We start from the raw sequence: 25,785 nt of genomic DNA on the forward strand, positions 1-25,785 counted from the left end.
TGGTCGAGGGGCACACGCATCACACCCCCCACGGGACGGCGTCCCCTCGCCGCCCCCGGCCGTCGCCCCCGTCGGGCCCGCCCCCCCTGGGCCCGACGGGGGCGGCTCCTTGTCCGGTGCCCCGCGCCAAGGCCGAGGCGCTCACTCCGGCGCGGTGGCGGACCACTCGATGACCGGGGGCCTGACCCGGCCGCAGAGCGGCCGGCCCTTGGCGTCGGAGAGCGGCAGACGGGCGGTGAGGTGCCCGGAGCGCGCGGCTGCCCGCAGGATGTCCGCGTCGATGTCGGAGAACATCAGCTTGGCCCGCCGGAACATCGAGAAGAGGCCGTTCTCGTCGACCGTGCCCCACGACAGGTAGACGAACCGCCCGCCGAGCCTGTTCTGCACGTACGGCCCGCTGATCTCGACCCCGTCCGGGGCGGCGGCGGCCGTGCAGTCCAGGGTCCAGGAGGCCGACGGGGCGTCGCCCGGCAGCAGCCCGAGGTGCTCGCCGGGCCGGTCCTTGCGCTGGACGCCCACGTGGATGTTCTCGTACCCGTCGAAGTCGCCGCCGGGCCCGCAGGCGCGGCCGGGCAGGCGTGCGCCCTCGATATGGATCTGCGTGGGCGACTGCGGGCCTTCGGTGGGGATCTCCATGTGTCCCATGGTCCCCTCTCGGCACCCCGCCCCCGCCCCCGGTCCGAGCCGCACGGCTCAGACGGTGTCCCAGGGCGCCCTGTCGTAGGCCGCCGCCAGCCGCGTCATCAGCCGCTCGTCCACCGCGAACTCGGTGTCATCGATCCGCCGGACCGGCGCGATGCCCTGCGAGTTGGTGACGAACGCCGACCGGTAGGCCGCCGGCCCGTCCAGCGTCACCGGGCTCCGCCGCGACCGGATCCCGGCGCCGGGGAACTCCCGCTCCAGCAGCGCCATGGTGGTGCCGAGCAGCGCGGGAGCCTGCGGCCAGACCACCGAATCGCCGTCCCAGAAACCGATGTTGGTGAACGCCCCCTCGGTCACCGAGCCGTCCGGCAGGGTCAGCAGCGCATCGTCGAAGCCCGCGCGGGAGGCGAGATTCCCGTAGTACGTCTGGCCGAACTCGCCGGGCCGCTTGAGGTGCGGCACGGCACGGGCGTACGGCACCGACATCATGCTCCTCGGTTCTGCGGGCATCCCCGCCGGTCCGCGCACCGTGACCATGACGGTCGTCGCGGCCGCGCCCGGCGGCAGGAATCCGTGCACCCGCACCGAGCCGTCCGCGACCCCCGCGCCCCGCAGCGCGTGCCGGATGAGCTCACGTACCCGCCCGCCGTCCAGCGGGAGTTCGAAGAGCGCCCGGTTCGCGCTGTCCAGCCGGTCCAGGTGCAGCCCGAGTCCGCGTACCCGGCCCGCCCTGACCTGCATGGCGGTGAAGTGGCCGTAGGTGAAGAGGGCGGCTGTCCGCAGATCGTTCTCGGTGGCCGGATGCCCGTCGAACTCGGCGTACGGAACCGGTGCGGCTGCTGGCGTCGTCATGCCCGCCACCGTATGCCGACGCGCCGGGCGGACGGGGCGGCTGCCCGGCGCTTGACCTCAACCATGATTGAGGTGTGAGTCTCGACCCATGGACCTCACCACAGCCGTCGGCGCGGACCGCGCCACCGATGGAGCCGCGTCCGATGCCCCGCTGAAGGTCGCGGTCATCCTCGCCAGCAACCGCGAGGGCCGCTTCGCACCCGTCGTCGCCCGCTGGTTGCACTCCCACACCGACGGCCACCCGGGCATCGCGACCGACCTGGTCGACGTCGCCGCACTCGACCTGCCGACCGCCCTCTCGTACCGCCCCGGGCCCGAGGAACGAGCCCTGTTGGCCGATGTCTCGGCCCGGCTGGCGGACGCCGACGCCTTTGTCGTCGTCACCCCCGAGTACAACCACTCCTACCCGGCCCCGCTCAAGAACCTCATCGACTGGCACCACGCCGAGTGGCAGGCCAAGCCCGTCGCCTTCGTCTCCTACGGCGGGGTCTCCGGCGGGCTGCGCGCGGTCGAGCACCTGCGGCAGGTCTTCGCCGAGCTGCACAGCGTCTCGATCCGCGACACCGTCTCCTTCCACAACGCCGGCGCGCTGTTCGACGACGAGGGCAGGCACAAGGACCCGGACGGTGCCGACGCCGCCGCGAAGTCGCTGCTCGACCAGCTGGTGTGGTGGGGCCGGGGCCTGCGGGAGGCGAAGAAGGTACGGCCGTACGGCAGGTGACCGGGCACCGGCCGGGCCGGTACCCGACAATCGGAGCAGGAGTGCTGCCGAACCCGAGGAGACCGAAGGTGACTTCGCCCGCATGGCTGACCGTTCTGACCACGACGGACAGCGAGGAGAAGGCCCGGCTGCTGGCGCGGGGCGTGGTGGAGGCGCGGCTCGCCGCCTGCGTGCAGATCTCCGCGCCCGTCATCTCCGTCTACCGGTGGGAGAACGCCGTCGAGACCACGCAGGAATGGCAGCTGCTCCTCAAGACGACGGCCGAGCGGTACGAGGAACTGGAGGCCCATCTCCAGGAGGCGCACGACTACGACACCCCGGAGATCATCGCGATCCCGGTGGTGCGGGGCAGCGCCGGCTACCTCGGCTGGGTCTCGGCGGAGACCGCCCCGGTCACCTCGTCCTCCCCGGGCACCTCGGAGAGGCCGGACGCCCCGGGGCGGAGCTGACGGCCCCGTGCCTCCCGCGACCCCGCGTTCACCGCGCCTCCGCCGCGAGGGCCGTTTCCACTCCCGGCTCCCGGGGGCCCAGGAAGTGCGGGTCGGGCTTGAACAGCGCGTCCAGGGCCGCTTTCCCCGCCGCGGCGATCTCCCGCGTCCCGCCGTAGTACCAGGTCGCGTCGTGTACGGCGTCGACCCCGACGCCGTACGCGTCGATGCCCGCCGCCCGGCACAGCGCGATCGCCCGCCGGACATGGAAGCCCTGGGTGACCAGCAGGGCCCTGTCCACCCCGAAGATCTTCTTGGCCCGGACGCACGAGTCCCAGGTGTCGAAGCCCGCGAAGTCGCTGACGATCCTGCTGTCCGGCACCCCGTGCCGGACCAGGAACGTACGCATCGCGTCCGGCTCGTCGTACTCCACCCGGCTGTTGTCACCGGTCACCAGCACGACCTTCACCTTCTGGTCCCGGTACAGCTCCGCCGCGGCCCGCAGCCGGTTCGCCAGGTACGGGGACGGCTTCCCGTCCCACAGCCCCGCCCCGAACACCACGGCGACCTGCCGCGCGGGCGCGTCCGCCGCCGTCCTGACCCGGGCGTCCGCGACCGAGTACATCCAGGTGGCGGGCGCCAGGCCCAGCACACAGGCGACCATCAGCCCCTGTACGGCCCGACGCCGCCCGCGCCGGGTCCGCGGCAGCCAGGACCGCGGCCGGGCGGCCGTTCCCGCGAGCCCGCCCCGGCCGTCCGCCGCTGCTCCCCGTCTCTTCAGCCGCATGGAAGCGCCCCCGTTCTGTCTGGCTGTCCGTCATGTGCCGAGACGTGCCGTGCCGTGTCGAACCGTTCCTCTGTGGATTGACGACAGGACGGCCCAAAGGGTTCGCCGCGAAAGGCCGTCGGTAGCATCGGCCGATGCTGCTCCCACGACTGATCGCCTCGGATCTCGACGGCACACTGCTGCGCGACGACGGCACGCTCTCGCCCCGCACCCTGCGCGCCCTGCGCGCGGCCGAGGCCGCCGGGGCGGAGATCGTCATCGTCACCGCCCGCCCGCCCCGGTTCGTCGACCGGCTCGCGGAGGCCACCGGCCTCATCGGTACGGCGGTGTGCAGCAACGGCGCCATGGTGTACGACATCGCCACCCGCACCGTCGTCTCCTCCCGCCTCCTCTCCCCGGTCACCGCCAGGCGGGTGGTCACCGCGCTGGCCGCCGCCCTGCCCGGGGTGGGCTTCGCCCTGGAGACCGGCAACCAGGTGCTGTACGAACCGGCCTTCCGGATGCGGTTCGCCGAGGACGGCGCCGAGATCCCCGTACCCTCCCTCGCCGACCTGTGGCGCACCGAGGCCCCCATCACCAAGCTGCTCGCCTGGTCGGACCGGCTCGACGCGGACACCCTGATGGCGGCGGCCCGGCCGGGCGCGGGCAGCGACGTACAGCTGACCCACTCGGGCGGGCACGGGCTGCTGGAGATCAGCGCGCAGGGCGTCACCAAGGCCGGCACCCTCGCGATGCTGTGCGCCGGGCGGGGCATCGAAGCGGCCGAGGTCATCGCCTTCGGGGACATGCCCAACGACCTCACCGTCCTCGACTGGGCCGGCACCGGCTACGCCATGGCCAACGCCCACCCGGCCGTGCTGGCCGCCGTCCCGGCGCACACCGTCAGCAACCAGGAGGACGGCGTCGCCCACGTCATCGAACGGCTGCTGGCCGAGGCCGCGACCGACGCCCTCCACGGAGCGGCTGAGGCCGACATCGCGGCCGACGCCGTCTGACAGCGGCCCCGGCCGTGCGGTGAGGCGCCGGAAAACACCCGTGACCGGCGCGCAACGACGCGGCAACCTGCGCCCGGCACCATCGGCTCATGACGGAGCCGGCACCGCAACGCCCGCAGGAATCCCTGCCCCTCGACAGCACGGCGCAACTGCTGAGCCGCATCACCGCACAGCTCGACACCCAGCTCAGCCTTGTCTCCCTGAACGGAACCCGACGGCCCATGCACCGCACCCGGCACCAGCCCGCACCGGGTGCCGCGAGCCCGCTGGCACCCGCCGCCCCGCCCTGGTCGCCGTCGCGCACGGCAGCCGGGACCCGCGGGCGCTGCACACGGTGACCCGGCTGCTCGACCGGGTGCGGGAGCTGCGGCCGGGGCTCGACGTCCGGCTCGGGCACATCGAGCTCAACGCACCCCTCCTGCCGGAGACCCTGGAGGCCCTGGGCGACGGCGAGGCGGTCCTGGTGCCGCTGCTGCTGGGGCGCGGGTACCACGTCAAGCAGGACATCCCGGAAGCCGTCGCCGGCGCCCCGGCCCTGCGCACCCGGACCGCCGCGCCGCTCGGCCCGCACCCGCTGCTGGTCGAGGCGCTGCACGGCCGGCTCGCCGAGGCGGGGTGGCGGCCCGAGGACGACGGGGACCGCGGCAGTGCGGTGGTCCCCGCCGCCGCCCCGCTCGGCGCGCACCCGGCGATGGCCCGGCTGCTGCACCGCTATGACCAGGCACGGGCCGCCGGAGTCCTGGCACAGAAAAATCCGATGAACACACATTTCCTGGCATCCGCCTGAGCCCTCCTACCGGCCCGGCCGATTAGTGTCATTGCCATGGACGGCACGCACGGCACGCACGGCACGCACGGCACGCACGGCACGCACGGCACGCACGGCACGCACGGCACGACCCACGCGCACGGCACGCACACATCGGACACGGCGCCCTACGGCGCCGCCGACGCCGAGCGCTGGGACACCGAGGAGGACAAGAGGCCCGGCCGCACCGCCTTCCAGCGCGACCGCGCCCGGGTACTCCACTCCGCCGCGCTGCGCAGGCTCGCCGGGAAGACCCAGGTGGTCACCCCCGGCACCCGCAGCTTCGCCTGGGACGCCAGCCCCCGCACCCGGCTCACCCACTCCCTGGAGTGCGCCCAGGTCGGCCGGGAACTCGGCGCCGCACTCGGCTGCGACCCGGACCTGGTCGAGACGGCCTGCCTCTCCCACGACATGGGCCACCCGCCCTTCGGCCACAACGGCGAACAGGCGCTCAACGACTTCGCCTCCGACTGCGGCGGATTCGAGGGGAACGCCCAGTCGCTGCGGCTGCTGACCCGGCTCGAACCGAAGCGGTTCGTCCCCGACCCGCGCACCGGCGAGCTGGCCAGCGTCGGGCTCAACCTGACCCGCGCCGCCCTCGACGCCGCCACCAAATACCCCTGGCCCCGGGGCGCCCACCCCACGGACCCCGGCTCACCGAAGTTCGGCGTGTACGAGGACGACCTGCCGGTCTTCGACTGGTTCCGCAAGAACGCCCCGCAGGACCGCAAGTGCTTCGAGGCCCAGGTGATGGACTGGTCCGACGACGTGGCGTACTCCGTCCACGACTTCGAGGACGGCCTGCACGCCGGGCACATCGACCCCAACTGCCTGGACGCCGAGCCGGAACGCCAGGAGATCTGGCAGGTCGCCATCGGCCGCTACGTCCCGGCGGACACCGACCCGCAGGAACTGTCCGACGCGCTGGACCGGCTCATGGGCCAGGACTGGTGGCCGCACGGCTACGACGGCTCCGCCGTCGCCCAGGCCCGGCTGAAGGACGCCACGAGCCAGCTGATCGGCCGGTTCTGCCTCGCCGCGGAGACCGGCACCCGCAAGGCGTACGGCACCGGCCGGCTCGGCAGATACGGGGCCGAGCTCGTCGTGCCCCGCGAGGCCCGCAACGAATGCGCGGTGCTCAAGGCGGTCGCCGACCGCTACGTCATGCAGCGCGCCGAACAGGGGGCGATCCGCGCCGAGCAGCGGATCGTCATCGCGGAACTGGCCGCGGCCCTGACCGCCCGCGCCCCCGAGGGCCTTGAGCCGCAGCTGCGCGCGCTGTACGAGGCCGCGCCCGACGACCGCGCCCGCAAGCGCGTCCTGGTCGACCAGATCGCCGCCCTGACCGACGCGTCGGCCCGTACCCTGCACCGGTCGCTCGGCGGGCCCGGCCTATGACCCCGCACACCCGTCCCGCGCGGCTGCGCCGCCGACGATGTGACAGATGGTGTGCTGACAGCGGTCCCCGGACCGGCCCATGACCACTGGGTGTGACCTGATCGGGTCACACCCTCTTTCGCCATCACGCTGCGTGCGGGACGCTCGCAGTTGGCGCCGCGCAGCAAGCACCGAGGAGGCATCAAGTGGTCGACGCACATCGGACGTTCGTCATTGTCGGCGGAGGACTGGCCGGAGCGAAGGCGGCGGAGACGCTCCGCTCGGCGGGATTCAGCGGCCGGGTCATCCTGATCGGCGATGAGCGCGACCATCCCTACGAACGCCCGCCGCTCTCCAAGGGGTACCTGGCCGGCAAGGAGGAACGCGACAGCGTCTTCGTCCACGAGACCGCCTGGTACGCGGGGGCCGACATCGAACTCCACCTCGGCCAGCCCGTCACCGTGCTGAACCGGGACGCCCGCTCCGTGGAGCTCGGTGACGGCACCGTCATCCACTACGACAAGCTGCTCCTGGCCACCGGCGCCGAGCCGCGCCGCCTCGACGTCCCCGGCACGGACCTGGCGGGCGTCCACCACCTGCGCCGCCTCGCCCACTCCGACCGGCTGCGCAACGTACTGGCCGCGCTCGGCCGCGACAACGGCCATCTGGTGATCGCCGGGGCCGGCTGGATCGGCCTGGAGGTCGCGGCGGCGGCCCGCGGATACGGCGCGGAGGTCACCGTCGTCGAACCGGAGGCGACCCCGCTGCTGAAGGTCATCGGCCCCGAGCTGGGCCAGCTCTTCACCGACCTGCACAGCGACCACGGCGTCCGCTTCCACTTCGGCGGCCGGCTCACCGAGATCGTCGGCCAGGACGGCATGGTGCTCGCGGTCCGCACCGACGACGGCGAGGAGCACCCCGCCCACGACGTCCTCGCCGCGATCGGGGCCGCCCCGCGCGCCGCCCTCGCGGAGGCCGCCGGACTCGACATCGCCCCGCGCGACCAGGGCGGCGGCATCGCCGTGGACGCCTCGCTGCGCACCAGCGACCCGCACATCTACGCCGCGGGTGACGTCGCCAACGTCGCCCACCCGGGGCTCGGAGCCCGGCTGCGGGTGGAGCACTGGGCCAACGCGCTGAACAGCGGTCCGGCGGCGGCCCGCGCCATGCTCGGCCAGGAGGTCTCCTACGACCGGGTGCCGTACTTCTTCTCCGACCAGTACGACCTCGGCCTGGAGTACTCGGGCTGGGCCCCGCCCGGCAGCTACGACCAGGTGGTGGTCCGAGGCGACGCCGGCAAGCGCGAGTTCATCGCGTTCTGGCTGAAGGACGGCAAGGTGCTCGCCGGGATGAACGTGAACGTGTGGGATGTCACCGACACCGTGCAGGAGCTGATCAAGGCCGGTCAGCCGGTCGACCCGGACGCGCTGGCCGACCCGTCGGTGCCGCTGGAGTCCCTGATCTGAGCGGGGCCCCTGCGACGGTCGTACGGCCGGTGTTCAGAGGCACGTGAGAGCGGGTGGGGTCGTGCAGGGGAGTCCCCGCAGAAAAATGGCGTAATACCCCGCGCCCCGGACCGGAGCGAACGCTCCGGGGCGCGGGGCTGTCGTAGCTCACCCGTAGACTTCACTCGTGGCAGGCAGGATCAATGACGACGACGTGAAGGCGGTACGGGACGCGGTCCCGATCGACGCCGTCGTTTCCGAGTACCTCCAGCTGCGGAACGCGGGCGGGGGAAACCTCAAGGGCCTGTGCCCCTTCCACGACGAGAAGTCGCCCTCCTTCCAGGTCAGTCCGAGCAAGGGTCTCTTCCACTGCTTCGGCTGCCAGGAGGGCGGCGACACGATCGCCTTCGTGCAGAAGATCGACCACCTGACCTTCGCCGAGGTGGTCGAGCGGCTCGCCGCCAAGGCCGGCATCACCCTGCGGTACGAGGAGGGCGGGTACAACCCCTCCCACCAGCGCGGCGAGCGGATCAGGCTGGTCGAGGCGCACAAGGCGGCCGCCCAGTTCTACGTCGAGCAGCTCGACGGCCCCGAGGCGGAGATCGGCCGCAGGTTCCTCGCGGAGCGCGGCTTCGACCAGGCCGCCGCCGCCCACTTCGGCGTCGGCTACAGCCCGGCCGGCTGGGACCACCTCACCCGCTACCTGCGCGGTAAGGGCTTCAGCGACAAGGAGCTGATCGCCTCCGGCATCTCCCAGGACGGCAGGCGCGGCCCCATCGACCGCTTCCGGGGTCGGCTGATGTGGCCGATCAGCGACACCGCCGGGGACATCGTCGGCTTCGGCGCCCGCAAACTGCGCGACGACGACAACGGCCCGAAGTACCTCAACACCCCAGAGACCGCGATCTACAAGAAGTCACAGGTGCTGTACGGCATCGACCTGGCCAAGAAGGACATCGCGAAGGCCAGCCGGGCCGTCGTCGTCGAGGGCTACACCGACGTGATGGCCTGCCACCTCGCCGGGATCACCACCGCCATCGCCACCTGCGGCACCGCGTTCGGCGGCGACCACATCAAGATCCTGCGCCGCCTCCTGATGGACAACGGCAGCGCCCGGGTGATCTTCACCTTCGACGGGGACGCGGCAGGCCAGAAGGCCGCCCTGCGCGCTTTCGAGGACGACCAGAAGTTCGCCGCCGAGACGTACATCGCGATCGCCCCGGACAACATGGACCCCTGCGATCTGCGCCTCGCCAAGGGTGACGAGGCCGTCCGCGATCTGGTGGAACCCCGCACTCCGCTCTTCGAGTTCGCGCTCCGCCAGATCGTCGGCCGCTACGACCTGGAGACCCCGGCCGGCCGCGCTGCCGCGCTCGACGAGGCCGCCCCCGTCGTCGCCAAGATCAAGACGGGCAGCGTGCAGCGCGAGGTCGCCGTCCAGCTGGCCGGCTTCGTCGGCATCCTGGACCAGGAGTACGTCGTGCACCGGGTCAACCAGCTCGCCCAGTGGGCCCGGAGCCGGGGCGGCGACCAGCGCGGACCCGCGCGCCCCTCCTCCCGAGCGCAGCACCAGCAGCCCCAGCCCCCCGCCGGCCCCTCGGGCCCCTCCGGACCCTCCGGCCCCGCGCTCAACCTCCGCAGCCCGGCCCACCGCACCGAGCGCGAGCTGCTCAAGCTCGCCCTGCAGAAGCCCGCCCTGGTCTCCCCGGCCTTCGACGCCTACGGGGTGGACGAGTTCACCGCCCCGCCGTACGCCGCGGTCCGCCAGTGCATCGCGGAGGCGGGCGGCGCCGAGCTCGGCGTCCCCGAGACCCGCGAGTACCTCGTCCAGGTGCTCGACGCGACGCCCAACGAATCGGTGCGCAAGCTGGTCACCGAGCTGGCGGTCGAGGTCTTCCACGGCAAGTCCATCGACGAGGCCTACGCGGGCGAACACCTGGTCAAGGTCCGGCTGCGGGCCGTCGACCGCCGGATCGACGACGTCCAGGGCAGCCTGGCCCGGCTCGGCAGCAATGTCGCCCCGGACCACCTGGCCGCCGCGCAGAACGAGGTCTGGGTCCTCCAGCAGTACGCCCAGTCCCTGCGAAACAACGGAGCCGACGCGCTCTGACCGCGCCGCGGTCGTCCCGGGTAACCCCTCGGTAACCGCCCGGTCTCAGAAAGTCCCCGCACGCCCCTCGTGGCAGCTGTGTGTCGTACCCCACACTGGGTGGCGGTGCCTGAGTCATCGGAGCGCGACCGGCCCACCGACCGGTGGTCCTACATCCCCGCGGTCCGGCAGCGATCACCTGGAGGTCGCCCCCGTGCAGACCCGGACCGTGAGCAAGACCGAGCATGTCGCGGCTGTCCCCGCGCAGCACCGGGCCGTACGTCATCCGGAGGCCGCGGCGGACCCGCCGCCGTCCGAGCCGTCCGAGGCGGTCATGGAGGAGTCGGCGGAGCTGCCCGAGCCCCCGCCGCCGCGCGGCCGGCCGGACCCGGGAGGGCCGTCCTCCGACCTGTTCCGCCAGTACCTGCGCGAGATCGGCCGCATCCCGCTGCTCACCGCCGCCGACGAGGTGGAGCTCGCCCGCAGCGTCGAGGCCGGGCTGTTCGCGGAGGAGCGCCTCGCCCGCACCCCGGACCCCGACACCCGCCTCGCCGTTGACCTGGACCGTCTCGTCGTCATGGGGCGGATGGCCAAACGCCGCCTCATAGAGGCCAACCTGCGCCTGGTCGTCTCCGTGGCCAAGCGCTTCGTCGGGCGCGGACTGACCATGCTCGACCTGGTCCAGGAGGGAAACCTCGGACTGATCCGGGCCGTCGAGAAGTTCGACTACGCCCGAGGCTACAAGTTCTCGACGTACGCGACCTGGTGGATCCGGCAGGCCATGTCCCGCGCGCTGGCCGACCAGGCGCGGACCATAAGGGTCCCGGTCCATGTCGTCGAACTGATCAACCGCGTCGTACGGGTCCAGCGCCGGATGCTCCAGGAACGGGGCTACGAACCGACGCACGAGGAGGTCGCCGCCCAGCTCGACCTGACCCCGGAGCGGGTGGGCGAGGCGCTGCGGCTGGCGCAGGAGCCTGTCTCCCTGCATGCCCCGGTCGGGGAGGAGGACGACGTCTCGCTGGGCGATCTGATCGAGGACGGCGACGCCGCGTCCCCCGTCGAGTCCGCCGCGTTCCTGCTGCTGCGCGAACACCTGGAAGTGGTGCTCTCCACGCTCAACGAGCGCGAGCGGAAGGTGGTCCAGCTGCGGTACGGGCTGGCCGACGGCCGGCCCCGCACGCTTGAGGAGATCGGCCGGATCTTCGGCGTGACCCGCGAACGCATCCGCCAGATCGAGTCCAAGACCCTCAACAAGCTCCGGGACCACGCCTTCGCCGACCAGCTCCGCGGCTACCTCGACTGACGCGCACACGCGCGTACGGGCCGGGGCAGCCGCAGAGCGGCTCGGCCGACTAGTCGACCTCGGCGACCGCCTGCGCGAACTGGGCCGCGTACAGCCGCGCGTACGCGCCTTCCGCCGCCAGCAGCTCGTCGTGCGTGCCCTGCTCGACGATCGAGCCGTTCTCCATCACCAGGATCACGTCGGCGTCCCGGATGGTGGAGAGCCGGTGCGCGATCACGAAGCTCGTACGGCCGTGCGCGAGCTGCGCCATCGCCTTCTGGATCAGCACCTCTGTACGGGTGTCGACGGAGCTGGTCGCCTCGTCCAGCACGAGTATCACCGGGTCGGACAGGAACGCCCGCGCGATGGTGATCAGCTGCTTCTCACCCGCGCTGACGCCGGTGCCCTCGTCGTCGATCACCGTGTCGTAGCCGTCCGGCAGGGTGCGGATGAAGCGGTCGGCGTGGGCCGCCCGCGCCGCCTCCTCGATCTGCTCCCGGCCGACCTCGCCCGAGGCGCCGTACGCGATGTTCTCCGCGATGGTCCCGCCGAACAGCCAGGTGTCCTGGAGGACCATGCCGATTCCGGACCGAAGGTCGGCGCGGGACATCGTCGCGATGTCCACCCCGTCCAGGGCGATCCGGCCGCCCGTCACCTCGTAGAACCGCATCAGCAGGTTGACCAGTGTCGTCTTGCCCGCACCGGTCGGGCCGACGATCGCGACCGTGTGACCCGGCTCGACACTCAGCGACAGGTCCTCGATGAGCGGCTTCTCCGCGTCGTAGCGGAACGAGACGTTCTCCAGCGAGACGTTGCCATGCAGGATCCCGGGGTGCGCGCCCTCGCCCTTCGCCGGGTCGGCGTCCTGCTCCTCGGCGTCCAGCAGCTCGAAGATCCGCTCGGCCGACGCCACCCCGGACTGGACCAGGTTCGCCATCGAGGCGACCTGGGTCAGCGGCATGGAGAACTGCCGGGAGTACTGGATGAAGGCCTGTACGTCACCGATCGACAGCGCGCCGGAGGCCACCCGCAGCCCGCCGATGACGGCGATCAGCACGTAGTTCAGGTTCGACACGAACATCATCAGCGGCTGCATGATCCCGCTGTTGAACTGCGCCTTGAACCCGGCCTCGTACAGCGCCTCGTTCTGCTCGGCGAAGTCCCGCGCGGACTCCTCCTGCCGGCCGAAGACCTTCACCAGGTTGTGGCCGGTATACATCTCCTCGATGTGGGCGTTGAGCTTGCCCGTGACCTTCCACTGCTGGACGAACTGCGGCTGCGAGCGCTTGCCCACCTTGGTCGCCACGAACACCGACAGCGGCACCGTCACCAGCGCGACGAGCGCCAGCAGCGGCGAGATCCAGAACATCATGATCAGGACGCCGATGATGGTCAGCACCGAGTTGATGAGCTGGCCCATCGTCTGCTGCATCGTCTGCGAGATGTTGTCGATGTCGTTCGTCGCCCGGCTGAGCACCTCACCGCGCTTGGCGCGGTCGAAGTACGACAGCGGGAGCCGCGACAGCTTCGTCTGGATGTCCTCGCGCAGCTGGAACACGACCCGGTTGATCACCCGGATCGACAGCCGCGTCGACACCAGCATCAGCAGCCCGGCACCGACGTACGTGATCAGCGCGGCCAGCAGCACATGGCCGATCGCGTCGAAGTCCATGCCCTTGCCGGGGGTGAAGTCCACCTTGGAGAGCATGTCGGCCAGGCCGCTGTTGGTCTTGTGCAGGCCCGCGAGGGCCTGTTCCTTGCTCGTCCCCTCCGGCATCTGCCGGCCGATGACCCCGGCGAACACCAGGTCGGTGGCCTTGCCGAGGATCTTCGGGCCGACCACCGAGAGCGCCACGCTCAGGGCGCCGGCCACCAGCATCACGTACAGCGTGGTCCGCTCCTTGGCGAAGCGCTTCAGCAGCCGCTTCGTGGAGCCCTTGAAGTCCATGGACCGCTCGGTCGGCGCCCCGCCCGCCATCATGCGTCCGCCAGGCCCAGCCATTACGCGGCCTCCGCTTCCGTCAGCTGGGAGAGAACGATCTCCCGGTATGTTTCATTGCCTTCCATCAGCTCGTGGTGGCTGCCGGAGCCGACCACCCGGCCCTCGTCCATCACCAGGATCCGGTCGGCGTCGCGGATGGTGGACACCCGCTGCGCGACGATCACCACGGTCGCGGCCGCGGTCTCCCGCAGCAGCGCCGCGCGCAGCGCGGCGTCCGTGGTGTAGTCCAGCGCGGAGAACGAGTCGTCGAAGAGGTAGATCTCCGGCTGCTGGACCAGCGTCCGGGCGATCGAGAGGCGCTGCCGCTGCCCGCCGGAGACATTGGTGCCGCCCTGCGCGATCGGCGCGTCCAGACCGTGTTCCAGACCCTCGACGAACTCCTTGGCCTGGGCGACCTCCAGCGCGTGCCACAGCTCCTCGTCGGTCGCGTCCGGGTTCCCGTACCGCAGGTTGGTCGCGACCGTTCCGGAGAACAGGTACGGCTTCTGTGGGACCAGGCTCACGGTCTTCGCCAGCAGTGCCGGAGCCAGCGTCCGTACGTCCGTCCCGTCGACCAGCACCTGGCCGTCCGTCACATCGAACAGCCGGGGTACGAGTCCGAGCAGCGTGGACTTGCCGCTGCCCGTGGACCCGATGATCGCGGTCGTCTCGCCGGGCCGGGCCACCAGATCCACAGAGCGCAGCACCGACGCCTCGGCACCGGGGTAGCGGAAGTCGGCGCCCCGGATCTCCAGATGCCCGTGGGCGCGCAGTTCGGTCACCGGATCGACCGGCGGCACCACGCTGGAATCGGTCTCCAGGACCTCCTGGATGCGCTCGGCGCACACCTCGGCGCGCGGCACCATCATGAACATGAAGGTGGCCATCATCACCGACATGACGATCTGCATCAGATACGAGAGGAACGCGGTCAGCGCCCCGATCTGCATTCCGCCGCTGTCGATCCGGTGCGCACCGAACCAGACGACGGCGATCGACGACACGTTCACGACCGTCATCACGGTCGGGAACATCAGTGCCATCAGCCGGCCCGTGGACAGCGCCACATCGGTCAGCTCGGTGTTGGCGCCCCGGAAACGCTTCTCCTCGTAGCCGTCGCGGACGAAGGCGCGGATGACCCGGTTGCCGGTGATCTGCTCGCGCAGCACCCGGTTCACCGTGTCGAGCCGCTCCTGCATCGTCCGGAACAGCGGACGCATCCGCTTCACGATCAGGCTCACCGAGATTCCGAGGACCGGCACCACCGCGAGGAGCACCGCGGACAGCGGGACGTCCTGGCCGAGCGCCATGATGATGCCGCCGACGCACATGATCGGTGCCGAGACCATCAGCGTGAACGTCATCAGGACCAGCATCTGGATCTGCTGGACGTCATTGGTCGTACGGGTGATCAGCGACGGCGCGCCGAACCGGCCGAGCTCACGCGCGGAGAACGACTGCACCCGGTCGAAGACCGACGCCCGGACATCGCGGCCGAGCGCGGAAGCGGTACGGGCGCCGATGTAGACGGCCCCGATGTTGCAGACCACCTGGGCGATGCTGACGACGAGCATGGCGCCGCCGTACTGAAGGATGTAGCCCGTGTCGCCCTCGACGACACCGTTGTCAATGATGTCGGCGTTCAGGGTGGGCAGATAGAGGGCGGCGGAGGTCTGGAGCAGCTGGAAGACGACCAGCAGCGCGATCGGCTTCTTGTACGGACCGAGATAGGTCCGCAGGAGTTTTATGAGCACGCGTGTCTCTCGGAGTCGGCGTAGGTCGGGAGTCGACCCATTTTCCGGCACCGCGCACCGCGACCGCGAACGTTTTTATTCAAGTCCAGGTCAAAAAACAGACCCGGTCCATAATTTCTCCGTGGAGGCGGTCCCCTCAGCGCGCGGCGTCGAACGCCCCGGGGTGGATCTGGTCCCGCGTCGCCGCGTACTGCTGGCGCACCGCCTGGCCGACCGGCAGCTCCTCACCGGGATCCAGCACCTGCGCCGCCGCGTCCTGCCAGACCGGGGGAGTGCGCGGATCGAGCGCCCCCTGCGAGACCCCGAGCGCCCAGGCCGCCTGCCGGGCCGCACCCAGCGCCGCGTACTGCGCCGGCTCCGGCACGATCACCTGCGTCCCCAGCAGCATCGGCGCGAGCGCCCGCACGGCCGGCAGCTCGGCCGCGGCGCCCAGCAGGAACACCCGCCGCACCTCGACCCCGCGGTCGCGCAGCACGTTCAGCGCGTCGGCCAGCGAGCAGAGCATCCCCTCGAACGCGGCCCGCGCGAGGTGCTCCGGCTTCATCGACTCGCGCCGCAGCCCGCTCAGCGTCCCCGCGGTGTGCGGCAGGTGAGGAGTCCGCTCCCCCTCCAGATACGGCAGGAGCACCAGCCCGGAGGCGCCCGGCGTCGACTTGAGCGCCAGCGCGGACAGCTCCTCCAGCCCCTCCACGTCCAGCATCTCGGCGGTCCCGCGCAGCGCGCGTACCGCGTTGGACGTGTGCACCACCGGCAGGTGCATCCCGGTGGCATCCGCGAACGAGGTGATCATCCCGGTCGGATCGGCCAGCGCCTCGTGGTGCACCGCCATCACGGAGCCCGAGGCCCCCAGTGACACCACGGCGTCACCGACCCCGACCCCCAGCCCGAACGCCGCCGCCATCGTCTCGCCGGTGCCCGCCGAGATCAGCAGCCCCTCCGGCGTCGTCCCGGCCGCATCGCACGGCCCGAGCACCTCGGGCAGCGCCGCCTGCCGGCCAAGGGCCAGCTCGACCAGATCCGGCCGGTAGGACTCGCTGCCCGCCGACCAGTAACCGGTCCCGGAAGCCGCGCCCCGGTCGGTGGTGCGCCGCGCCGGGCGACCCAGCAGCTGCCACACCAGCCAGTCGTGCGGCTGGAGCACGGCGGCGACCCGCTGCGCCATCTCCGGCTCGGTCCGCGCCAGCCAGCGCAGCTTCGACACCGGCTGCGCGGCCTGCGGCACCGCCCCGACCGCCTCGGCCCAGGCCTGCCGCCCGCCCAGCCCGTCGACCAGATCGGCCGCGGCGACCTGCGCCCGCTTGTCGTTGCCGAGCAGCGCGGGACGTACCAGATTGCCCTGGTGGTCCAGCGGTACGAGCCCGTTCTGCTGCGCGGACACACCGATGGCCTGCACACCTTCGAGCAGCCCGCCGCCGGCCGCCTCACCGAGTGAGAGCAGCCACGCCTGCGGGTCGACCTCTGTGGCCTTCGCCTCCACGGGGTGTGCGGCGTACCCCTGGCGCAGTACGGCACCCGTGTCCGTATCGCAGACCACGATGTGCGTGAAGGCGGAAGAACTGTCCAAGCCGGCGACTATGCCCATACACAGATTCTGCCGCACCGCCGGAGCATTCCTGCACGACGGTGCGGCAGATGTGAGAGACGAGGCCTCAGGTGCCAGCCCCGGGTGCCGGCCTCAGGTGTTGGTCGTACCCCAGTCGTCCTCACCGTTCGCCCCGCGCCCGCGCAGCGAACGCACCCGGTCCGTCACCGAGGCCGGCACCTTGTCGCCGACCTTCTCGCCCACCGCGTGGGCCGCCTTACCGGCGAACTCACGGCCGCTCTGGGCCGCCGATTCGCAGGTGTTGCGCACGGCCGGGTTCTGGGCGAACTGGCGTGCGGACTTCTTCAGCTGCTCGTAACGCTCCCGCCCGGCGCGCGTGCCCAGCACGTAACCGAGGGCCACTCCGGCGATGAACGTGATCCGGTACCGCATGGCTGCCACCCTTCCTTCACTCCGTGCGACGTGTGCTGCTCGCCTACCCGCGGGCGTCGGAGATCACCCCGGCCGATACCGATTGGCAAAGCACCCCCCTGCTTGCGCTAATGTATGTGTCGCAGCGAACGTCCGCCGCCCGGCATCCGCCAGGCAGGTGCCGTCCGAGGCAACGCAGCAATCCCCTGTAGCTCAATTGGCAGAGCAGCCGGCTGTTAACCGGCAGGTTACTGGTTCGAGTCCAGTCGGGGGAGCGCGATCCCCTGTAGCTCAATTGGCAGAGCATTCGGCTGTTAACCGGAGGGTTACTGGTTCGAGTCCAGTCGGGGGAGCGGAACGGAAGAGGGCCCTGCGGGGTCCTTTTTCGTGTGCCCGAATCCGGTCCCCCGGCGGTCCGGACCGGTGGTGCACGTGGGGCCGGCGTGACTCTTTCGCGTCAACTTCGCGTCACCCGGAACCGGGCAGCGAGCAGCGCGGTCTTCATGGTCACGAGTACCCGGGCACCCGGAGCGAGAGATCGTATGACCGGCTATGCTGCGGCAGACGGCGCGTACACATGTACGCGCCACGCCGAAAAGGGGCGGTAGCTCAGCCGGTTAGAGCAGCGGACTCATAATCCGTCGGCCGTGGGTTCGAGTCCCACCCGCCCCACAGAAGTTCCTCCAGGAGAACCGTTTCTACCTGCGAGAACGTGAGCACGGGGGGCACCCCTCCAGGGCGGCGCCCCCCGGCTACGGCGCCTCGTGGCCGCTGCTGAGCGCGCAGTGGGTGCCGCCCTCCAGCAGTTGTTCGACCTCGCGGTGGGCGGAGTCGACGATCGCGCGGACGCAGCGTGACGCGGCCTCCGGGTGGCCGGCGGCGATGGCCTCGGCCACCTCCATGTGGCGGCGGACCGCGTCCGTGTCGACGTGGTCGGGCATCAGGGGCAGGTCGCGGCGGGCGACGAGGAGTTCTTCGGTGACCTCGGAGAGCTGGCCGAACATGCCGTTGCCCGAGGCGTTCAGCAGGGCGCGGTGGAAGGCCAGGTCCGCCGCTATGAAGCCGGGGGTGTCGTCCGCGCGGGCGACCGTCTCCATGGCCTGTGCGAGTGCGACAAGCGCGTCGCGGGTTTCGGGTGAGGCGCTCACCGCCGCGAGGGCCGCGGCGGAGGGTTCCACCGCGGCTCGCAGCTCGGTGAGTTCGCGCAGTTGGGCGCTGCGGAACGGGGAGGCCAGCCGCCAGCGGATCACCTGGGGGTCGTAGAGGTTCCACTCGGTCATCGGTCGCACGGTGATGCCGATGCGGGGGCGGCTGGTGACGACGCGTTTCGACTCCAGGACCCGGACCGCCTCGCGGGCCACGGTGCGGGAGACTCCGTACTGGTCCTGTACGTCCTCCAGGCGGAGCACGTCGCCCGCCCGGATCTCCTCCGCCGCGAGGGACTCCCCGATCCGGTTGACCACCTGGCCGTGCAGTCCGTGAAGTTCCACGCCACTCCCTGTCGCTCGTTCTCGAAACGCCCGGCACCCGCCGATTCCGCCGTCCGGAGACGTCAACGGGCCCCGGCGAGGGTCCGCAGGAGGGTGCTCACCCGTTCACCCGCGGCGCGGGCGCCGCCCGAAGTCAGTGCCGATCCCATGCCGCAGGCCACCGCGCCCGCGGCGACCCATTCCGGCGCGTTGTCGATTGTCACACCTCCGGTGGGCAGCACGGGGGCCTGGGGGAGTGCCGCGCGTACGTCGCGCAGCCAACTGGGCGAGAAGGCCGACGCGGGGAAGAGCTTCAGCGCGTCGGCACCTTCCTCCAGGGCGTGCACCATCTCGGTCGGAGTGGTGACGCCGGGAAAGACCGGGACCCCGTAGCGGTGGCCGGTGCGGATCACCTCCGGGTGGAGGCTCGGTGACACCAGGAAGCGGGCGCCCGCTTCCACGGCCGCACGTGCCGCGGTCGCGTCGATGACGGTGCCCGCGCCGATCAGGCGTCCTGCCGGGTCTCGGTGAGGCGGGTGAGGGCGGTGAGGGCGCGCGGGGTGGTGAGGGCTATCTCGACGGCGTTCAGCACGGCCTCCGCAGCGGCGACCGCCTCGTCCGGACCTGTCGTGCGGATGATGCCGAACACGCGCTGCGCGGTGACGGCCTGGACGGTCTCCCAGCGGTACGTGGCGTTGCGGTACATGGCGCTCGTACTCACCTGCTTGTGAGTTCTGCCTCTGAGTCGTGCTTCTGAGTTGTGCTTCTGAGTGCTGCTTCGTGAGTGCTGCGGCGTCAGCGGATGACGGTCTCGGCGTCCGGCCCGGTGAACGCGGCCAGGGCACGGTCGAGGCAACGGCCGGGATCGAAGCCGTGCAGCAGACCAAAGAGGAACCCCGCGGCGAAGGCGTCCCCCGCGCCCACGGGGTCGGTGACCGGCACGTCGAAGGGGGGACGGTGGTGCGCGCCGCCCTCGCGGGTGAGGCACGTGGCGGACTTGTCGCGGTGCTTCACGACGAGCGTGCCGGGGCCCGACCCCAGCAGGGCGGCCGGGTCCGGAACGCCGAGCACCTCCAGCTCGTCCTCGCCCGCCAGCACCACGTCCGCACGGGCCAGCAGCGGGCCGGCGATCTCGCGCCAGCGGTCCGGCGGGCCGAGCTTGTGGCGGATGTTCGGATCGAACGAGAGCACCGCGCCGGCCTCCCGCGCCAGTTCGGCCAGGCGCCACGTCGCGCGGCGCGCGGACTCCGACAGCATCGGGGTGATCCCGGTGACGTGGACGAGGCGCGCCCCCTCGAACATGCCGGGATCCAGCTGCTCCGCCGACAGCCGGGAGGCGGCCGAACCCGCACGCAGATACTGCACGTCGATCGCGCGCGCCGGGTGGCTGTCCCGGATGAGGACCCCGGTCGGGGCGTGCGGGTCCGTCTCCGCGTACCCGGTGTCCACGCCCTGGGCGCGGAGCTGGGCAAGCACGGACCGGCCCGCCGGATCGTCGCCGACGCGGCCGAGCCAGCGGACGGAGTGCCCGAGCCGGGCGAGGCCCGCGGCCACATTGCTCTCGGCGCCCGCGATGGAGCGGCGGAACGAGAGCGCGTGTTCCAGCGGCACTCCGGGCTCGGCCAGCATGAGGAGCATGGCCTCGCCGCAGACGACGGCTTCGGCGCTCATCGGGCCAGTTCCGGTATCAGGGGCGCGAACTCCGCGCAGAAGCGGTCGATCATGCCGAGCTCCTCGCCGTCCAGCCGGTAACCCGGCGCCCGGCAGTGCGCGGAGGCGAACCAGCCTCGGCGTACGGAGATCTCCTTCTCCACGGCGATGATGAGCTCCACGTTCTGCATCCAGTACGAGAGGTAGGGCAGCATCCGGGTGTGCAGGGCGACGGCCCCGGCCTCGTCACCGCGCTCCCACAGCTCCCAGATCCCGGTGTACAGCTCGGTGGAGGAGCAGCCCGGCTGCACGCCGACCGCTCCTCGCCGCAGGGCGTCGGGGAGTTGCAGACCGGCGTAGCCGACCAGTGAGGGCAGCGGACGCGGCCCGGCGGCCAGTGCCGCGATGAGCCGGCCCGGCGGGGCGGACTCCACCTTGACCCAGCGCAGGTTGGGGTGGTCTTCGGCCAGCCGGTGCAGCGCGGGTGCGTCCAGCGCCGTTCCGGTCTGCGCCGGGGCGTACTGCACCACGACGGGCAGCGGGTCGACGGCGGCGAGCACCTCGTGCAGATGGGCCGAGACGGCGTCCCTGGAGGGCGTGAGGAAGTGCGGCGGGAGCAGGTTGACGGCGTCGGCCCCGAGTTCGGCGGCCCGCAGCGCCTGGCGGACCGCGGAGCGGGTGGCGTGGTCGGGCACGGAGACGATGGACGCGACATCGTGACGGGGGCGGGTCCGGTCGAGGAGCAGTCCGGTGAGCAGCTCCCTCTCGTCGGGTTCGAGCTTGTGGAACTCGCTCGCGAAGCCCGGGAACATCAGCGAGCCGGGGGTTGAGGAACATCGGAACGAAAACCGGCGCTAAGCCTCGATGGCACCTGAGAGCGCTTTGACCTGGACTTCTTCGAGGGCGGAGCCTTCAGCAGTCGTGTTGATCATTGACTGTGTGGAGGTCCGGGGTGCCGGTCGAGTTTCTGACGGATGCACAAGCCGCCGCGTACGCGGCGTACGACGGGGCGCCGTCCCGTACGGAGTTGGAGCGGTTCTTCTTCCTGGACGACGCGGACCCGGAGCTGATCGAGGGCAAGCGGCGGTCCCACAACCGGCTGGGCTTCGCGGCCCAGCTCACGACCGCGCGCTACCTCGGGGTGTTTCTGGACGACCTGACCGACGTTCCGCCGGAGGTCGTCGACTACCTCGCCGAGCAGCTCGGCATCGCGGACGCGTCGGCACTGAAGGCGTACGGGGAACGGGAGAACACCCGGCTGGCCCACGTCCGTGAGCTGCGGAAGGTCCTGGAGTACACGGAGTTCGCCGAGGCGGAAGCCGAGTTGCGGGTGTGGGTGGATGCGCGGGCCTGGACTACCGGGGAGGGCCCGAAGGCTCTGTTCGACGCGTCGGTGGGGTGGCTGCGCGAGCGGCGGGTGCTGCTGCCCGGCGTAACGACGCTCGCCCGGCTGGTGGCCTCGGTGCGGGAGGCGGCGAACCAGCGGCTGTGGGACAGCCTCCACGGGCTGCTGAGCATCGGTCAGCGGGCGGTGCTCGACTCCCTGCTGGCCGTGCCGCCCGGTGCGCGGGTGTCGGAGCTGGACCGGCTGCGGCGCGGCCCGGTGCGGATCTCCGGGCCCCAGATGAAGTGGGCGCTTGAGCGGGCGGCGGAGATCGACGCGTTCGGGATGGGCGAGTTGGACGTGTCCGGGATACCGCCGCGGCGACTGGCGGAGCTGTCGCGGTACGGCGTGGACGGCAAGGCGTCCCTGCTGCGACACCACGGCGACTCCAGGCGCCTGGCCACCCTGCTGGCCACCGCGGTCTAACTGACGAGCAGGGCGGTCGACGACGCGCTGGACCTGCTGGAGGTGCTGATCGCGACGAAGCTGCTCGCGCGGGCGGAGCGGGAGACTGCGAAGCAGAAGCTGAAGACGCTGCCGAGGATGGAGCGGGCCGGGATCAGGCTGGCGACCGCGTTCCGGGTCGTGTTCGACACCACGAGCGAGCAGGTCGACACCGAGTCGGGGAAGATCAGTCCGCCGGAGGTAGCGACTCTGACGGCGATGTGGGAGCGGATCGAGGAGGTGGTGCCGCGCGAGGAGCTGGCCGCCGCGATCGCCGCGTTGTTCGAGCTGGCGCCGCCGATCGACTCGGACGCGGACGAGGCATGGCGGACGATGCTGGTCACCCGGTTCCCCACCGTACGGCCGTTCCTGGCTCTCCTTGTCCAGGTCGTCGACTTCGGCGCCACCCCGGAGGGCCTGCCGGTCCTCAAGGCCTGGACGGCGAGGCGTGGGAGCAGGTCCGCCCGACCGTGCTGGCCTCCCTGAACCTGCCCGGCGAGGCGGGTGAGCACCTGGCGGCGCGGGCCGCTCTGCTGGACGGCACCTACCGGGAGGTCGCCGCGCGGGTGCCTGCGAACTCCCAGATCGAGTTCGACGACGATGGACGGCTGCACTTCGCCGCCCTGGAGCCGGAGCCCGAACCCGCCTCCCTCCAGGACCTGCGGAAAGCGGTGGAGGCGATGATGCCCCGCGTCGACCTGCCGGAGGTGCTGCTGGAGGTGTTCTCGTGGACCGGCGCCGACCAGGCGTTCACCTCGATCACCGGCGGCGAAACCCGGCTCAAGGACCTGCACGTGACGGTCGCCGCGCTGCTGGTCGCGCACGGCTGCAACGTCGGGTACACGCCGGTCATCGGCGGGATCGACGAGCTGAAGTACGGCAGGTTGTCCCACGTCGATCAGACGTATCTGCGGCTGGCCACCTACCGGGCTGCCAACGCCACCCTCATCGAGCACCAGGCGTCCATCGGCCTCGCGCAGGTGTGGGGCGGCGGGCTGGTCGCGTCCGTGGACGGTATGCGGTTCGTTGTCCCCGTCCCGTCGGTCTATGCCCGCCCCAACCCCAAGTACTTCGGGCGCCGGGGCGGCGCTACCTGGCTGAACATGATCAACGACCAGGCGGCGGGGCTGGGCGGGAAGGTGGTGGCCGGCACCCCGCGCGACTCGCTGTACGTGCTCGATGTCCTCTACGACCGGGACGGCGGCAAGCGCCCGGAGACCATCGTCACGGACACCGCCTCGTACAGCGACATCGTCTTTGGACTCCTCACCCTGGCCGGGTTCGCGTACGTGCCGCAGCTCGCGGATCTGCCGGACCAGAAGATGTGGCGCATCGGCCGCATCGCCCACTACGGAGCCTTCCAGGAAGCGGCCCGCGGCCGGGGCGACCTCGCCCGCATCGAGCGTCAGTGGGAGGACATCCTGCGGATCATCGGCTCCATCCACACCGGCGCCGTGCGCGCGTACGACGTGATCCGGATGCTGTCGAGGGACGGGCGGCCGACCCCGCTGCGGGATGCGATCGCGCACTACGGGCGGATCGCCAAGTCCCTGCACATCCTGCGCCTGGCCGACGAGCCCGGCTACCGCCGCCAGATCAAGGCGCAGGCCAACCTCCAAGAGGGCCGCCACGCCCTCGCCCGGAAGATCTTCCACGGCCGCTTGGGACAGCTCTACCAGCGCTACCAGGACGGCATGGAGGACCAGATCGGCGCCCTCGGCCTGGTCCTCAACGCCGTGGTGCTCTTCAACACGAGGTACATGGACGCCGCGGTGAACCAGCTGCGGGCGGACGGGTTCGACGTCCGCGACAAGGACGTCGCCCGCCTCTCGCCGTTCGTCCGGCAGCACATCAACATGCTCGGCCGGTACTCGTTCAAGCTGCCCGAACTGCTCGGCGGGATGCGCCCGCTGCGCGACAAGGACGCCACCGACGACGAGTGACGTCGCACGACGGCTTGTCGTGGCCGCCACCACCGCGGTTAAGGCGACCGCGCCGGCCAGAGCCCCGCAGGCGGGTACGGGAGCTGTCACACCGCCTGGAGGTGTGACAGCTCCCGTACCCGCTCGGCCTCCCGGCGCCGGGCGGGTCACTTGCTGTCGGACGGACGCGGATTTTCCACGTGTGAGATCCAGGTGGTGAGCAGTCCTTCGAGTGCCTTGGTCTCGGCGGGCGTCAGCAGGCTCAGCAGGCGGCGTTCGTTGCGCATGTGGTCGGTGAATGCCTGGTCTATCAGTTCGCGACCGGGCTGGGTGAGGGCCACGATCCGGCCACGCTGGTCGTCGTCGGAACGGCGGCGGGTGACGAGTCCTGCCCGCTCCAGGCGGTCGATTCGCTTCGTCATCGCGCCGGTGGTGACCATGGTGTGTGCGGCGAGTTCGCCGGGCGCGCGCTCATAGGGCTCACCGGCGCGGCGCAGCGCGCACAGGACGTCGAACTCTCCCTCGCTGAGTCCGTAGCGCCCGTAGACGAGGCAGAGTTCCTCGGTGAGATGGTCGGCCAGGCGGTGCAGCCGGCCGATCACGCCCTGCGGGGAGATGTCGAGGTCGGGCCGCTCGCGGCGCCAGTCGGTCTGGATGCGGGCCACGCGGTCCAGCGGTTGCGGGTCGTCCATGCATACCACAATACCTTCCCGGGAAGATATATTGTCTTCCATGGAAGCTAATCTACGGTGGGTGGCCCTGACCGCTGTCGCACCGGTGGCCTGGGGCGCCAACTATTACGTCACCCATGAATTCCTGCCGCCCGACAGCCCCCTCTACGGGGCGGCTCTGCGAGCGCTGCCCGCCGGTCTCGTCCTGCTGGGGCTGTGCAGGCAGCGACCGCGCGGTGCGTGGTGGTGGCGGTCCGCGGTGCTCGGGCTGCTCAACGTAAGCGTGTTCTTCGTGCTCGTCTACGCCGCCTCCCAGCTACTGCCGACGAGCATCGCCTCAACCGTCATGGCGGTGTCCCCGCTGGCGATGATGCTCATCGCCTGGGCACTCGTCTCCGAGCGGCCCGGCATCGCACACCTGGCCGGCGCCGCGATCGGGCTCGGCGGGGTCTGCCTCATGCTGCTCACGGGAACGGGAGGAGTGAGCGTGCCGGGAGTCCTCGCCTCGGCCGCGGCCATGCTCGTGTCGTCCTTTGGTCACATCCTGACCAAGCGGTGGAACGCCGGTACCGATGTGCTCGCCTCGACCGCCTGGCAGCTCACCGCCGGAGGACTGTTCCTGCTGCCGGTCGCCGCAGCCGTGGAGGGCCCTCCGCCCGCACTCTCCACACCGGCGCTCCTCGCGTTCGGCTACGTCACCCTCGTCGCCACCGCGCTGGCCTTCGCCGCCTGGTTCACCGGGCTACGGCACCTGCCCGCAGGGACCGTGGGCCTTGTCGGGCTCCTCAACCCCGTCACAGGTGTCCTGCTCGGCACGGCGGTCGCCGGAGAGGTGCTGACAGCCCAGCAGCTGTGCGGGCTCGCGCTCGTCCTGACCGGAGTCGTCCTGGGACGGCCCAAACGCGCAGGACGACGCGGCGGCAGTCGGACTCCTCTCCAACCTGCACCCGACAAGCGTCCCGCCCGCGAGTCCTCCACCTGCAATCCCCTGTGAGGGTCAGGGGACACGGGAGCAGGGAGCGGCGCCGATAGTCGGCCGGGATGAGTGAGCAGGTGGGGAGGGGTGCCGACGTCACGGATCGATCTGTCCTCCATCCCGGCCCGACCAACGATCCCATCGGCCGGCG

General features: G+C 71.3%; 21 protein-coding genes, 3 tRNA genes and 2 pseudogenes. 14 read left to right on the top strand and 12 right to left on the bottom strand.

Annotated features, from left to right (window positions below):
• Nucleotides 1-141: 141 nt before the first annotated feature.
• Complete coding sequence (locus tag RLT59_RS27080) at nt 142-636, bottom strand: DUF5990 family protein (RefSeq protein ID WP_311305802.1); 495 nt, start codon at nt 634-636, stop codon at nt 142-144.
• A 57-nt stretch (nt 637-693) separates the two neighbouring features.
• Nucleotides 694-1,494: an aminotransferase class IV family protein gene (locus RLT59_RS27085; RefSeq protein WP_311305803.1), complete on the bottom strand. Its 801-nt coding sequence runs from the start codon at nt 1,492-1,494 to the stop codon at nt 694-696.
• An 88-nt stretch (nt 1,495-1,582) separates the two neighbouring features.
• On the opposite strand from RLT59_RS27085, the gene RLT59_RS27090 reads away from it, so the two are divergent.
• Together RLT59_RS27090 and cutA are read left to right on the top strand one after the other, a co-directional pair.
• Complete coding sequence (locus RLT59_RS27090; protein ID WP_311305804.1) at nt 1,583-2,215, top strand: NADPH-dependent FMN reductase; 633 nt, start codon at nt 1,583-1,585, stop codon at nt 2,213-2,215.
• Between the two features lie 68 nt (nt 2,216-2,283).
• Complete coding sequence (gene cutA, locus RLT59_RS27095; protein ID WP_311305805.1) at nt 2,284-2,664, top strand: divalent-cation tolerance protein CutA; 381 nt, start codon at nt 2,284-2,286, stop codon at nt 2,662-2,664.
• Nucleotides 2,665-2,692: 28 nt separating this feature from the next.
• Here the strand turns inward: cutA and RLT59_RS27100 are convergent, their stop codons facing one another.
• Complete coding sequence (locus RLT59_RS27100) at nt 2,693-3,430, bottom strand: SanA/YdcF family protein (RefSeq protein WP_311305806.1); 738 nt, start codon at nt 3,428-3,430, stop codon at nt 2,693-2,695.
• Between the two features lie 149 nt (nt 3,431-3,579).
• Between RLT59_RS27100 and RLT59_RS27105 the strand changes: the two genes are divergently transcribed.
• The 7 genes from RLT59_RS27105 (at nt 3,580) to RLT59_RS27130 (ending at nt 11,450) form a co-directional block, all read left to right on the top strand.
• Nucleotides 3,580-4,425: a Cof-type HAD-IIB family hydrolase gene (locus tag RLT59_RS27105; RefSeq protein WP_311307874.1), complete on the top strand. Its 846-nt coding sequence runs from the start codon at nt 3,580-3,582 to the stop codon at nt 4,423-4,425.
• An 89-nt stretch (nt 4,426-4,514) separates the two neighbouring features.
• On the top strand, nt 4,515-4,763 hold the full coding sequence (locus RLT59_RS39450) for a hypothetical protein (protein ID WP_399126175.1): 249 nt from the start codon (nt 4,515-4,517) through the stop codon (nt 4,761-4,763).
• Nucleotides 4,760-5,212 carry a sirohydrochlorin chelatase gene (locus tag RLT59_RS39455; protein WP_399126177.1) on the top strand — a complete coding sequence of 151 codons (453 nt, stop codon included), beginning with the start codon at nt 4,760-4,762 and terminating at the stop codon, nt 5,210-5,212. The genes RLT59_RS39450 and RLT59_RS39455 overlap by 4 nt, the downstream gene beginning before the upstream one ends.
• Before the next feature lie 36 nt (nt 5,213-5,248).
• Nucleotides 5,249-6,631: a deoxyguanosinetriphosphate triphosphohydrolase gene (locus RLT59_RS27115; protein ID WP_311305807.1), complete on the top strand. Its 1,383-nt coding sequence runs from the start codon at nt 5,249-5,251 to the stop codon at nt 6,629-6,631.
• 185 nt (nt 6,632-6,816) lie between these two features.
• The gene (locus tag RLT59_RS27120; protein ID WP_311305808.1) at nt 6,817-8,076 is read left to right on the top strand and encodes an NAD(P)/FAD-dependent oxidoreductase; all 1,260 of its coding nucleotides are present in this window, start codon (nt 6,817-6,819) and stop codon (nt 8,074-8,076) included.
• Between the two features lie 166 nt (nt 8,077-8,242).
• Nucleotides 8,243-10,165: a DNA primase gene (gene dnaG / locus RLT59_RS27125; protein ID WP_311305809.1), complete on the top strand. Its 1,923-nt coding sequence runs from the start codon at nt 8,243-8,245 to the stop codon at nt 10,163-10,165.
• A 109-nt stretch (nt 10,166-10,274) separates the two neighbouring features.
• Nucleotides 10,275-11,450, top strand: a complete 1,176-nt coding sequence (locus RLT59_RS27130; RefSeq protein ID WP_311307875.1) for an RNA polymerase sigma factor — start codon at nt 10,275-10,277, stop codon at nt 11,448-11,450.
• Nucleotides 11,451-11,499: 49 nt separating this feature from the next.
• Here RLT59_RS27130 and RLT59_RS27135 read toward each other — a convergent pair whose 3' ends face one another.
• The 4 genes from RLT59_RS27135 to RLT59_RS27150 form a co-directional block, all read right to left on the bottom strand.
• Entirely contained in the window at nt 11,500-13,431 is a 1,932-nt protein-coding gene (locus tag RLT59_RS27135) for an ABC transporter ATP-binding protein (RefSeq protein ID WP_311305810.1), read from the bottom strand.
• Nucleotides 13,431-15,164 carry an ABC transporter ATP-binding protein gene (locus RLT59_RS27140; protein WP_311305811.1) on the bottom strand — a complete coding sequence of 578 codons (1,734 nt, stop codon included), beginning with the start codon at nt 15,162-15,164 and terminating at the stop codon, nt 13,431-13,433. Before RLT59_RS27140 ends, RLT59_RS27135 begins: the two co-directional genes overlap by 1 nt.
• A 136-nt stretch (nt 15,165-15,300) precedes the next feature.
• Nucleotides 15,301-16,746 carry an FGGY family carbohydrate kinase gene (locus RLT59_RS27145; RefSeq protein WP_311305812.1) on the bottom strand — a complete coding sequence of 482 codons (1,446 nt, stop codon included), beginning with the start codon at nt 16,744-16,746 and terminating at the stop codon, nt 15,301-15,303.
• Nucleotides 16,747-16,839: 93 nt separating this feature from the next.
• Nucleotides 16,840-17,139 carry a YtxH domain-containing protein gene (locus RLT59_RS27150; protein ID WP_311307876.1) on the bottom strand — a complete coding sequence of 100 codons (300 nt, stop codon included), beginning with the start codon at nt 17,137-17,139 and terminating at the stop codon, nt 16,840-16,842.
• A gap of 181 nt (nt 17,140-17,320) precedes the next feature.
• On the opposite strand from RLT59_RS27150, the gene RLT59_RS27155 reads away from it, so the two are divergent.
• The 3 genes from RLT59_RS27155 to RLT59_RS27165 all read left to right on the top strand — a co-directional run bounded on the left by RLT59_RS27155 (nt 17,321) and on the right by RLT59_RS27165 (nt 17,790).
• Nucleotides 17,321-17,393: transfer RNA gene (locus RLT59_RS27155), tRNA-Asn, on the top strand.
• 5 nt (nt 17,394-17,398) lie between these two features.
• A tRNA-Asn gene (locus RLT59_RS27160) sits at nt 17,399-17,471 on the top strand.
• A gap of 245 nt (nt 17,472-17,716) precedes the next feature.
• Nucleotides 17,717-17,790: transfer RNA gene (locus RLT59_RS27165), tRNA-Ile, on the top strand.
• An 80-nt stretch (nt 17,791-17,870) separates the two neighbouring features.
• Here RLT59_RS27165 and RLT59_RS27170 read toward each other — a convergent pair.
• The 4 genes and pseudogenes from RLT59_RS27170 to RLT59_RS27185 all read right to left on the bottom strand — a co-directional run bounded on the left by RLT59_RS27170 (nt 17,871) and on the right by RLT59_RS27185 (nt 21,049).
• A complete protein-coding gene (locus RLT59_RS27170) occupies nt 17,871-18,608 on the bottom strand; it encodes a FadR/GntR family transcriptional regulator (RefSeq protein ID WP_311305813.1) in 738 nt (245 codons plus the stop codon).
• A gap of 62 nt (nt 18,609-18,670) precedes the next feature.
• Nucleotides 18,671-19,293 (bottom strand): annotated as a pseudogene (locus tag RLT59_RS27175) (bifunctional 4-hydroxy-2-oxoglutarate aldolase/2-dehydro-3-deoxy-phosphogluconate aldolase).
• Nucleotides 19,294-19,382: 89 nt separating this feature from the next.
• The gene (locus tag RLT59_RS27180; RefSeq protein ID WP_311305814.1) at nt 19,383-20,258 is read right to left on the bottom strand and encodes a sugar kinase; all 876 of its coding nucleotides are present in this window, start codon (nt 20,256-20,258) and stop codon (nt 19,383-19,385) included.
• A complete protein-coding gene (locus RLT59_RS27185) occupies nt 20,255-21,049 on the bottom strand; it encodes a dihydrodipicolinate synthase family protein (RefSeq protein ID WP_311305815.1) in 795 nt (264 codons plus the stop codon). The genes RLT59_RS27180 and RLT59_RS27185 overlap by 4 nt, the downstream gene beginning before the upstream one ends.
• Nucleotides 21,050-21,189: 140 nt before the next feature.
• Here RLT59_RS27185 and RLT59_RS27190 point away from each other — a divergent pair.
• Nucleotides 21,190-24,008: pseudogene (locus RLT59_RS27190) on the top strand (Tn3 family transposase).
• Between the two features lie 146 nt (nt 24,009-24,154).
• On the opposite strand, the gene RLT59_RS27195 reads toward RLT59_RS27190, so the two are convergent.
• Nucleotides 24,155-24,679: a MarR family winged helix-turn-helix transcriptional regulator gene (locus RLT59_RS27195; RefSeq protein WP_266773049.1), complete on the bottom strand. Its 525-nt coding sequence runs from the start codon at nt 24,677-24,679 to the stop codon at nt 24,155-24,157.
• Between the two features lie 40 nt (nt 24,680-24,719).
• On the opposite strand from RLT59_RS27195, the gene RLT59_RS27200 reads away from it, so the two are divergent.
• Nucleotides 24,720-25,652, top strand: a complete 933-nt coding sequence (locus RLT59_RS27200; RefSeq protein WP_266695157.1) for a DMT family transporter — start codon at nt 24,720-24,722, stop codon at nt 25,650-25,652.
• The last annotated feature ends 133 nt before the right edge of the window (nt 25,653-25,785 follow it).

Source organism: Streptomyces sp. ITFR-6, assembly GCF_031844725.1.
Lineage (GTDB): Bacteria > Actinomycetota > Actinomycetes > Streptomycetales > Streptomycetaceae > Streptomyces.